Origin of the sequence: Marinobacter sp. UBA2498, assembly GCF_002341575.1 — a bacterium.
In the GTDB taxonomy this organism is placed as follows: Bacteria; Pseudomonadota; Gammaproteobacteria; order Pseudomonadales; family Oleiphilaceae; genus Marinobacter; species Marinobacter manganoxydans.
In genome coordinates this window covers 13,955-24,118 of sequence record NZ_DDOI01000124.1, presented here as the reverse complement: position 1 = coordinate 24,118, position 10,164 = coordinate 13,955, and the positions used below count along the sequence as shown (strand labels likewise).

Sequence of the window (10,164 nt, the reverse complement as noted above, 5' to 3'; positions counted from 1 at the left end):
AGAAAATGCCAAAGGCCAGTAGCAATATCTGTTGTTCCCGCAACATCCGACGGATACGACGCAGCACCACGGCAAAAATGATAACCAGAGAAACAAGGAACAGGGCATCGAATGGCGGGAATGTCGAGGACAGATCAAACACGCCAGCAAGCGCGCCGAGCAATGCACCGACGAGATACACCAGATGAACCTTCCAGATCAGGTTGATTAACCAGGGGCGATGATTTGTCAGCCATTGTTCGAGCAGAAGCGCCAGCGCTACCGGCAGCATGTAGTAGGAACCGGCGGCCAGGTAATCCCACATCAACGGCTGATAGGCAATCAGCAGACTGGCCTGGCTTTCTGATACCAGCATCAGAGCCGAAGCGAGGGTGAACAGTGAAATACTGGCAAACGTCTTCTTTTCCGTCTGGAGTAACGCAAAAATGATCGCCAGCAGCGCAATCAGGGTAGCGAAGCCTGCAATCACCAGGGCTTCCAGGGAATTCTTGAGGATGTACAACACCAGATCCGGGTGGTCCATGATGGAGACTTCACCCCACAGACCGATATCCGTGTAGTTGGAGAAGATCCGGAAATACACCGGCTTGCCTTCATAGTTCTCGGGAAGAACGATTTCATGCCAGGGCCAGCCCTCAAACCGACCCCTACCCTGAGCATCAAACTCCCCATATTGGTAGATTTTTTCACCCTTGACCCAGACCTGAACGATCAGATCCACACTGAAGATGTAGAGGACAGGCTCCTGCCACTCGCCGGTTGGCAGGGTTACCCGGAACCAGACGTTTTCACGTCCTTCACGGCCGGGGGGATTGGAGGGGAAACCAATGCTTTGCCATTTTCCAGGTGCATCCTGCAACACCCACTCTGGAATACCGTCTTCGGTGAAAGGTGAGTCACCCCAGCGGTATTCCCAACCCTGGGTTACCGGCTGCGATGCTGCATGGGCCAAAGCGGGCATCAAGAGGGCCAGGAGCAGCGCGGTAATCAGGCGTAGCAGGCTAATCGATGGCATCAGGAAGGCAAACCTGCGTTCTGTAACGATCAGACCAGATTATAGCCCAGTCCCTGCGAAATCCAGAGGGCTGATGTCATTGCGGCTGCACCACCCATTCCGGGTCCTCAAACTCTCCAATCAGTTTGATATCCACAAACGGCGCAGCACTGCGAATGATAGCGGCCACCTCAGGGTTATGCTGCCCTTCCATGGCATCCCGCTGTTCCTTGCTCTCCCAGGAGGCGATGGCAATCAGGGTGTTGGGGTCGCCAATCTTGCGGTGCAGTTCAGTACCCCGGGCCCCGGGCGCCTGCTGTATAATTTCGCTCGCTCTCACCCAGGCATCCGCGTATTCCTCGGCAGTATGGCCTTCCCGGATATGCACTTCGAAAATAAACTTCATGAGACCTCCCGGCGACTGCCAGTTCAATCCGGTCGCGCATCCCGTGATTGCGGCGAACACCGTTAACGTGAGGAGCGGCCCATCACCAGCAACGCCAGTAGCGCAGAGCCCACCATCAGCAACAGTGCCACCGCATTGAGCACAGGCGTCGACCCTTCCCGGAGGCGATTGAACAGTGCCACCGTCAGCGGTGTATCACTACCTGTCAGCATAACGGTGGTATTGAAGTTTTCAAATGACATCAGGAAAGCCATGGCGGCGGCCCCGAAAATAGACGGCAATAGCCAGGGCAGGGTCACGGTAAACCATGCCAGCAGGGGCGTGGCGCCCAGGTTCAGGGCGGCTTCTTCCAGCTGGGGATCAAACTTGCGCAGGCGGGCCGCGATCACCAGAGTGCTCAGAGTCGCGATGAAGGTCACCTGCCCCATCACCACCAGAGTCATTCCGGGCCGGAACAGATCCAGCTCGATTCCCCAGGCTGCCGACATATCATTGGCCATGCCGCTGTAGAACACCAGTATGGACACCCCCAGAATGACACCGGGAATCACCAATGGCAGCAGCATGAGCAGGTACAGGAATTCCTTGCCCCGGAACTGCACCCGTTCAAACAACACGGCATTAACACACCCCAGGGCAACGCTCACCAGAGTCACCCAGAAAGCAATTTTGGCACTGACCCAGAGCGCCGTAAGCAGCCCATCGTCGTGGAATAGTCCGGTACGGCCCTCACTGCCATCTGCGAAATACCAGTCCAGGGTGAAGCCTTTCCATGGCAGTGACGGGAAAGGCGCGTCGTTGAAAGCAAACACGGCCGTGACCAGCAGCGGCAAGGCCAGGTAAACGAAAAATGCCACCAGGTAGGCCAGATAGAGGCTGTCGAACAGACGGGACCGGGGTACGGAACGGATCATGGCTTCACCCTCACCTTCACCCCATCACCTTGCGCAACGACTGACCAGAGATTTTCAGCCCGAGCCAGACGATGACCGACGACAGTACCAGCAGCAGAACACCGAGTGCCGCGCCCTGCTCCCAGTTAAAACGGGTAATGAACTGGGTGAAGATCTGCTCGGTAAACCAGGCACTGTCCTTCCCGCCCATGAGCACCGGCGTCAGATAGCTGCCAAGAGTGAGCATGAACACCACGATGCAGCCGGAAACGATACCGGGCATGGCCCAGGGCACAACGATTTCGCGCAACACAGTGCCGTGACCGCCACCCAGGTCGTAACCGGCTTCCACCAGGTTTTCATCCATGCCATCAAGGGTTGTCACCAATGGGACAACCATGAACAGAAGGCCGTTGTAGACAAGCCCGATGATGACCGCCACATCGTTGTAGAGCATCTCCACCGGGCCATCCGCCCAGCCCAGCGCCTGAAGCCAGGAACTGAACAGCCCACTTTCGCGCAGCAGAATCATCCAACCGTAAGTACGTACCAACTCACTCGCCCAGAACGGGATCAGGCAGGCCAGAAACAGGAAGCCCTTGGAGCGGCCCCGGGCTAGTCGTGCAATATACCAGGCAATGGGGAAAGCGATGATCAGCGTCAGAAAGGTCGTGAACAGCGACATCACCCCGGTGCGTACAAAGGTCCGCCAGTAATAGGATTCGGTAAAGAAGTTCTGATACTGCTCAAAACCCCAGGCAAGGGTGTCCCAGCTTTCCCGGACCAGGAAAGATACCCGTAGCATCTGCAGGTGGGGCAGCAGCACCAGTAAAACAATCCAGAGCAGGAACGGGGTAAGCAATAACCAGAGCGATAGGCGACTGACTGAGGACCTCACAGGCTGTCGGCTCCGAAGACCCTTGCCAATGATGGGTTCCAGGCCAGCCGGATGGAACTATCGACAGACAGTCTTGGTGCCGAGCCATCCTGAGGCAGGCGGGCATAAACCGGTTGCCCGCAGGTCTCAGCCTCGACCCGACTGTTGGCGCCATCGAACAGTGTGGTTCGCACTTTCGCCTGCATCGACGAGAATCCGGAACTGAGCGCATCCCCGGAGAGAACCAGAGATTCAGGCCGGATATACAGTTCAGCCCGGTGGCCAGCCTGAAGGTCGTCCGATGCCACTCTGCCCTGAACCAGTACACCATCATCCAGACGGAGTTCGGCCAGGTTGTCGCGAACCGAGACAAGCTCTCCCGACAGACGGTTATTATCGCCGACGAACCCGGCTACGAACGGTGTCGCCGGCTCCCGATAAAGCTCCTCCGGTGGCGCTACCTGATCGAACCGACCGTCCCGCATGACGGCTACCTGGTCCGACATCACCATGGCTTCCGACTGGTCGTGGGTGATGTACACGAAGGTGGTTCCGAACTGTTTCTGGAGGTGTTTAAGCTCCACCTTCATCTGCTCACGGAGTTTCAGGTCGAGCGCGCCGAGGGGTTCGTCCAGCAGCAGGAGCGTGGGCTCCAGTACCAGGCAGCGCGCCAGGGCCACCCGCTGTCGCTGTCCGCCGGAAAGCTCCTGGGGGTTGCGGTGCTCAAGATCTGGCAGGCCGACCTGCTCCAGCACCCGGGCAATGCGCTTTCGCCGCTCTGCCAGAGGCATTTTCCGGCGCTTCAGCCCATAGGCGATGTTGTCACCGACCGTCATGGTGGGAAACAGGGCCAGATGCTGGAACACCATGTTCACCGGTCGACGATTGGGGGGCACATCGTTCATACGCTGGCCACGGATGTGGATGTCTCCCTGATCGGGTTTATCGAACCCGGCGAGGAGTCGCAACAACGTGGTCTTGCCGCAACCGGAGGGTCCCAGAATCGAGAAAAACGTGCCCGCAGGCACGTCCAGGGACACATGATCCACCGCGGCATTGCTGCCGAACCGGCGGACCAGTCCCTCACAGAACAGGTCCGAATCCATTCCCATGAGAATCAGTTCGCGGCCTGGACGCGATCCAGCACCTGACCTTCCATGGTTTCCAGCCCCGGCGGAACCGGCGGATACCACTTGATATTGTTGATGGCGGCGTCATTAAAGCTTTCGCGGTAAGCGTCCCGGAGATCGGCTTTGACAAACTCATCGGCACCTTTCGAGGCGGTGAAGTTGCCCGATGCATTGGTGATACGGGCCGCAATCTCCGGCTGCATCACAAAATTGATCCACTTGTAGGCGGCTTCTTCGTTCTCGCTGCGACGTGGAATCGCAAAGGTATCAATCCAGCCCAGGGCACCGGATTCGGGAGCCACAAACCGGATGTCCGGGTTTTCGGCGTTGAGCTTCCAGCCGCCGGCATCCCAGGCCATGGCCGCTTTGACTTCACCGGTGCGCAGCAGGGCCAGCAGTTGATCGCCGCCGGTCCAGTAGGTTTTCACATTGCTCTTGCAGTCAATCAGCTTGTCCTCAACCTTTGTCATGATGGTCTCGTACTCGTCGCGATTGTCATAGGCCGCAAACGGGTCCATCCCCATGGCAAAGGCAAAACCGATCAGGGTCGGCCGCTTGAGTCGGTAGCTGACCTGGCCTTCAACAGCGGTATCACAGAGGTCGATATAATCAGTCACGGTATCGGCCACCGAACTGTGGACGATCAGACCACTGGTTCCCCACACCGAAGGCACCCCATAAAACTTGCCATCCAGTTCAGTGGAGTCCTGGGTCGCCTTGACCATGGACGGCTGCAACTGATCGGTGTTAACGCGGCTGAAATCAATAGGCTTATAGATGTTGAACTGGCGCTGCACGCCAACAATGCGGTCCTGGCTAGGCTGGGCAAGATCAAAACCCGCTCCGCCAGTGGCTCGGAGCTTGGAGATCATGTCCTCGTTATTGGAGAGGGTTACCTTCACATCGATGCCGGTCTCCTCCTCAAACTGGGCGACCACATCGTCGGGGGCATAGCCACCCCAGGTAATCAGGCGCAGCTCTTCAGCCAGGGTGTTGGCAGAGAAGCTGGAAGAGGCCAGGGCTGCAGACAGCAAAAAAGCACGGTTCCGTGTCGAGCGAGAGGGCATGATCATAACGTGTCCTTACTGATGGCAAGTTCAAGAGTTTGCTAACCATTTTTTATCAGGAAGTTATAGACCATGTATTGCAGTTTTGTGAAACCCGATGCAAAAAACGGAGGCCGAAGCCTCCGTTTTCCGTAGCGCGATGCGGTATCCGCGCCCTTAGCGACCGGACTTCAACATTTCCCAGTACTTGGCATACACCTGCAGGGCATCGTCGCCGATATCGGTCTGGAACTCGGCATTGATCATATCGGTGGCGTTCGGATAGCTCGCACGGTTATTCGCAACCTCGTCCGGCAACAGATCCCGCGCCGCCAGGTTTGGTGTGGCGTAACCGATTTCCTCACTGATAAGCGCAGAGATTTCAGGTTGCAGCACGAAACTGATGAACTGATGGGCCGCTTCCGGATTCTTGGCGTTTTTCGGAATAACGAAGCTGTCCAGCCAGGCAATGATACCCTCTTCCGGATAGACATATTCGAGCGACTCCATGGTGTCCTTGCCCATCACGGCCTCGCCGTTCCAGATCATGCCAACATCGGTCTCGCCTTCCAGGTAGGGCATGCGGGGCGCATCGGAGTTGAAGGTGCGAACCGAAGGCATCAGCTCGGCAAGCTTTTCATAGGCTGCCTCGATCTCGTCCGGATTGGTGCTGTTGCCGGAATAGCCCAGCACCCGCAGGCCAACGTGGAAAACTTCCCGCATGTCGTTGGTGAGCATCACCCGGCCATCGAAGCGATCTTCCCACAGGTCTCCCCAGGCAGTAACAGGCTCGCCTTCGATGTCTGCGGTGTCCACGGCCAGCCCTGTGGTACCCCAGAGGTAGGGCACGGAGAATTTGTTCTCCGGATCGATATCCAGGTTCACCAGCTCGGGATCCAGATTATCAAACCCTTCGATCTTGCTGCGATCGATCGGCATCAGCAGATCTTCCTGGCGCATCTTGCTGACGTAGTAGGTAGACGGCACCGCCAGGTCATAGGCTGCGCTGTCATCCAGCAGCTTCAGACGGGCATACATGGCCTCGTTACTGTCGTAGGTCGTGTAGACCACCTGAATCCCCGTTTCCTCGGTAAAACGGTCGAGGACTTCCTGAGGCATGTATTCAGACCAGTTATAGAGGTTGAGAACCTGGGGCTCCTCGGAACTGCACCCCGTCAATCCCACTGCCAGCAAGCCGGCCAGTGCCAGTTTCTTCATCGTTTGCTCCTTACCAGAATCCATTGAGACAACATCAGCATAACCAGTGAAAACACCAGCAACAGTGTGCCCAGGGCATTCACCTCGGGTTTCAGGCCCACACGCACCATGGAGTAGATGCGCAGAGGCAGAATTTCATAGCTCGGGCCACTCACAAACGTACTGACCACCACATCATCGAGAGACAGTGTAAACCCTAGCAGCCAGCCTGCCAGTAACGCCGGCATGATCACCGGGATCAGCACGGTGCGGGTCATCGTGAAATCAGAAGCGCCCAGATCTCGGGCTGCCTCGGGCAGGCTCTCATCGAAACCGCTCAACCGGGCCATCACCGTGATCACCACAAACGGTAGACAGAAGGTGACATGGGCCAGCAGCAGGGAAACGTAACCCAGCTGCAGGCCTACCAGAAGGAACAGGGCCAGCAGGGAGATCGCCAGGACAATCTCCGGAGACATCATCACCACAAACAGCATGCCGTTCAGCAGCTTTTTGCCCCGGAACCGGTACCGGTGCAGGGCCAGGGCGGTCAGGGCACCTATCACCGTGGACACCGTGGCGGCAGACAGCGCCAGCCAGAGCGAATTCCACATGGCATTGACCATGGCCCGGTTATTGAAAAGCGCCTCGTACCAGCGCAGGCTGAGCCCGCCCCAGGCATAGCCGGTTCGGGATTCATTGAACGAGAACACCACCAGCACCACGATGGGCACATAGAGAAGGATGTAGACCAGTGTGAGATAGGTTCGGGGCAGCCACCGTGTCATCAGGCACCCTCCTCGCCAATTCGCCGCTTACTCAGGCGATGGGCGAACATGAGGAACGCCATGGTCACGGTAAGCACGATGCTGGCGGCAGCCCCGAAGGGCCAGTTACGGGCATCGAGAAACTGGTTCTTGATTACGTTACCCACCAGCAGGTTTCTCGATCCACCCAGGATATCCGGAACAAAGAAAAGCCCCATGGCCGGCAGCAAGACCAGCATCACGCCGGCCAGAACACCCGGCAGGGTAAGCGGGACAATCACATGGATAAAGGTGGACAGCCGACCCGCGCCGAGATCGTGGGAAGCCAGCAGCAGTTCCTGCTTCAGATCCTCGAATACCGAATACAACGGCAGGATCATGAACGGCAGCAGCAGATACACCAGACCAATGATCACGGCGCCCTCGGTATAGAGCAACTGCAGGGGCTCATCGATCAGCCCGATCGACATCAGGGCGCTGTTCAGCAGACCGTTGGTGGCCAGAATCAGCTTCAGGGCGTAGGTGCGCACCAGGGAGTTGGTCCAGAAAGGCACGATCAGCAGGAAGATCAGTATCAGCTGACGCTGTTTGCCAACCTTGGAGAGCGCCCAGGCAAACGGATAGCCAATCAGCAGGCACACCAGTGTGGTCATGGCCGCCATGTACAGGGAGTGCAGGAAAACCTCCAGATACAGCGGGTCAAACAGCTGGCGATAGGCATCCAGATTCAGGGGCAGAGACAGGAACGAGACCGGGTCCCGGGTCATGACACTGGCACCGACCACCAACAGGTTCGGTGCCAGTACCAGGAACAGGAGCCAGCCCCAGACCAGAATCAGAACGGCAGTCTTGAACGGCTGCTGCATAACGCTATGCATCGGCCGACAGTTCCTCTTCGGATACCGCTTCGTCGGCTTCCCCGGGCAACAACCACTCCCAGCCGTCTACCCAACTGACCTTGACCGGTTCGCCCAGGCGGTAATCGAAGGCCGGATCGTCCTCATCAAAAAACTCGCTGGCCAGCACTTCGGTGCCATCATCCAGGTGAATCACCGAGTCCAGGGTACTGCCCTTGTAGTTACGCTCGACAATCTTGCCGGCGACACCGTGTTCGTCGTCAGGCTCCAGAACCCGGATATCTTCCGGCCGAAGCAAAACGTGCAGGCGCTGGCTTTCGCGAACCGGGAAATCCGGACGCCGCAGGGTTCGTTTGAGGCCGAAGACATCCACGGTAATGGAACCGTCCTGAGCCGAATCAACCATACCTGGGAAAAAGTTGGTCTCCCCGACAAACCGGGCGGTAAACAGGTTGGCCGGTCGCTCGTAGACTTCCCGGGGCGTGCCAAGCTGCTGCACCACGCCATCCTTGAGCACCACAACGCGATCCGACATCGACAGCGCCTCTTCCTGATCGTGGGTCACGAACACAAAGGTGATGCCGAGCTCCCGTTGCAGTCGCTTCAGCTCCACCTGCATGGTGCGACGCAGTTTGTAATCGAGGGCCGAAAGGGGTTCATCCAGCAGTAGCAGGCGTGGGCGTTTGACCACCGCGCGGGCAATGGCGACCCTCTGCTGCTGTCCGCCGGACAACTGATGGGGTTTGCGCCGGGCAAAATCCTGCAACTGGACCATGGCCAGCGCTTCATCGACACGCTGGCGAATCTCGTCCTTCGGGCGCTTCTCCATTTTCAGGCCATAGGCCACGTTGTCGAACACCGACATATGGGGGAACAGCGCGTAATGCTGGAATACGGTATTGAGCGGACGGTTTTCCGGGGCAGTGTGGGTGAGATCGTCTCCCGCCAGGGTGATGGTGCCCCCGTCAGGATGCTCGAAACCGGCCATCAGCCGCAGCAAGGTGGTCTTACCGCAACCGGAGGGGCCCAACAGGGTAATGAACTCGCCATCGTAGATCTCAAGATCCAGACCGTCGAGCACCGTTTTGCCACCGAATTGCTTGGAAAGATTGCTCAGGGATAGCAGTGTCTGTTTCATCGGCGCTGCCCAAGGAATGAGCGGCCTATTTTTCCAGAAACCAACACAAACAAAAAGGGGGCGTCGGGGTAATTCAGCCCCGATGCCCCTTTGCCTGGCAGCGCTTTCCAGCCTTCTACAGGCTGGAACGCATCGTCAGGATTCAGTCTTCGGCCACACTGTTCAGGTAGGCCTTGTCTGAAATGTTGGTCCACTGACGAACCTGCTTGAGGTAGTCACGCTGGGACTCGATGATTTCTTTCGCCAGCGGATCGTCCTCAGCGGCCTCAGCCAGCAGCCGGTTGGTGGTGCTGCGCAGGGCATCAATGACTTCCGGCGGGAACACCTTGTGAGTCACATCCGGGTAGTCTTCCTTCATGCGATCCCAGGCCACGCCACTTTGATGGGTGCTCTGGATGTACATGTCATAGGCGGCGGTGCGCATGGCGACCCGCAGGATCTCCTGAAGATCCTTTGGCAGCTCTTCCCAGGTCTCCTTGTTGATCAGGAACTGGACTTCCGCGCCCGGCTCCTGCCAGCCCGAATAGTAGTACTTGGCGATCTGGTGGAAACCCATCTGGAAATCCAGGGCAGGACCGACCCACTCAACGGCATCCACGGTGCCACGCTCGAGTGCGGTATACAGCTCACCCGGCGGCAGGTTGGTCACGGCAACCCCCAGCTCGGACATAACTTCGCCGGCAAAGCCCGGAGTACGCATCTTCAGGCCCTTCAGGTCTTCCAGCGAGTTGATTTCCTCGCGGAACCAGCCACCCATCTGGTTGCCGGTATTACCACCCGGGAAGGACAGCATGCCGTAGGGCTCATACACCTTCTGCATCAGTTCCATGCCTTCGCCGTGGTAGAACCAGGCGTACAT

10 protein-coding genes and 1 pseudogene are annotated in these 10,164 nt (G+C 57.8%); all 11 read right to left on the bottom strand.

All coding sequences use genetic code 11. From position 1 onward, the window contains the following. Positions 1 to 1,015 (bottom strand): annotated as a pseudogene (locus B2W52_RS17420) (GGDEF domain-containing protein); the annotation flags it as partial. A 76-nt stretch (positions 1,016 to 1,091) separates the two neighbouring features. After that, positions 1,092 to 1,400, bottom strand: a complete 309-nt coding sequence (locus B2W52_RS17415) for an antibiotic biosynthesis monooxygenase family protein (RefSeq protein ID WP_202346477.1) — start codon at positions 1,398 to 1,400, stop codon at positions 1,092 to 1,094. A 62-nt stretch (positions 1,401 to 1,462) separates the two neighbouring features. Then, positions 1,463 to 2,314 carry an ABC transporter permease gene (locus B2W52_RS17410; protein ID WP_273018144.1) on the bottom strand — a complete coding sequence of 284 codons (852 nt, stop codon included), beginning with the start codon at positions 2,312 to 2,314 and terminating at the stop codon, positions 1,463 to 1,465. Positions 2,315 to 2,330: 16 nt separating this feature from the next. Further along, the gene (locus B2W52_RS17405) at positions 2,331 to 3,191 is read right to left on the bottom strand and encodes an ABC transporter permease (RefSeq protein WP_273018145.1); all 861 of its coding nucleotides are present in this window, start codon (positions 3,189 to 3,191) and stop codon (positions 2,331 to 2,333) included. Next, positions 3,188 to 4,282, bottom strand: coding sequence for an ABC transporter ATP-binding protein (locus B2W52_RS17400; protein ID WP_039882163.1), 1,095 nt, complete (start codon positions 4,280 to 4,282; stop codon positions 3,188 to 3,190). The genes B2W52_RS17405 and B2W52_RS17400 overlap by 4 nt, the downstream gene beginning before the upstream one ends. A gap of 5 nt (positions 4,283 to 4,287) precedes the next feature. Next, entirely contained in the window at positions 4,288 to 5,367 is a 1,080-nt protein-coding gene (locus tag B2W52_RS17395) for an extracellular solute-binding protein (RefSeq protein ID WP_414673512.1), read from the bottom strand. Between the two features lie 156 nt (positions 5,368 to 5,523). Continuing rightward, positions 5,524 to 6,564, bottom strand: a complete 1,041-nt coding sequence (locus B2W52_RS17390; protein WP_273069035.1) for an extracellular solute-binding protein — start codon at positions 6,562 to 6,564, stop codon at positions 5,524 to 5,526. Then, the gene (gene potC, locus B2W52_RS17385; protein ID WP_053113787.1) at positions 6,561 to 7,331 is read right to left on the bottom strand and encodes a spermidine/putrescine ABC transporter permease PotC; all 771 of its coding nucleotides are present in this window, start codon (positions 7,329 to 7,331) and stop codon (positions 6,561 to 6,563) included. Before potC ends, B2W52_RS17390 begins: the two co-directional genes overlap by 4 nt. Continuing rightward, positions 7,331 to 8,188, bottom strand: coding sequence for a spermidine/putrescine ABC transporter permease PotB (gene potB / locus B2W52_RS17380; protein WP_092031182.1), 858 nt, complete (start codon positions 8,186 to 8,188; stop codon positions 7,331 to 7,333). Before potB ends, potC begins: the two co-directional genes overlap by 1 nt. Then, the gene (gene potA, locus B2W52_RS17375; RefSeq protein ID WP_092031184.1) at positions 8,181 to 9,305 is read right to left on the bottom strand and encodes a spermidine/putrescine ABC transporter ATP-binding protein PotA; all 1,125 of its coding nucleotides are present in this window, start codon (positions 9,303 to 9,305) and stop codon (positions 8,181 to 8,183) included. The genes potB and potA overlap by 8 nt, the downstream gene beginning before the upstream one ends. Positions 9,306 to 9,447: 142 nt before the next feature. After that, on the bottom strand, positions 9,448 to 10,164 hold a 717-nt coding region (locus B2W52_RS17370; protein ID WP_286803801.1), incomplete at its 5' end, for a TRAP transporter substrate-binding protein.

What these genes read in the sequence shown, in the direction of transcription:
- B2W52_RS17415 (WP_202346477.1), bottom strand. Translation starts at nt 1,400, where the DNA reads ATGAAGTTTATTTTCGAAGTGCATATCCGGGAAGGCCATACTGCCGAG.
- B2W52_RS17410 (WP_273018144.1), bottom strand. Translation starts at nt 2,314, where the DNA reads ATGATCCGTTCCGTACCCCGGTCCCGTCTGTTCGACAGCCTCTATCTG.
- B2W52_RS17400 (WP_039882163.1), bottom strand. Translation starts at nt 4,282, where the DNA reads ATGGGAATGGATTCGGACCTGTTCTGTGAGGGACTGGTCCGCCGGTTC.
- B2W52_RS17395 (WP_414673512.1), bottom strand. Translation starts at nt 5,367, where the DNA reads ATGCCCTCTCGCTCGACACGGAACCGTGCTTTTTTGCTGTCTGCAGCC.
- B2W52_RS17390 (WP_273069035.1), bottom strand. Translation starts at nt 6,564, where the DNA reads ATGAAGAAACTGGCACTGGCCGGCTTGCTGGCAGTGGGATTGACGGGG.
- potC (WP_053113787.1), bottom strand. Translation starts at nt 7,331, where the DNA reads ATGACACGGTGGCTGCCCCGAACCTATCTCACACTGGTCTACATCCTT.
- potB (WP_092031182.1), bottom strand. Translation starts at nt 8,188, where the DNA reads ATGCATAGCGTTATGCAGCAGCCGTTCAAGACTGCCGTTCTGATTCTG.
- potA (WP_092031184.1), bottom strand. Translation starts at nt 9,305, where the DNA reads ATGAAACAGACACTGCTATCCCTGAGCAATCTTTCCAAGCAATTCGGT.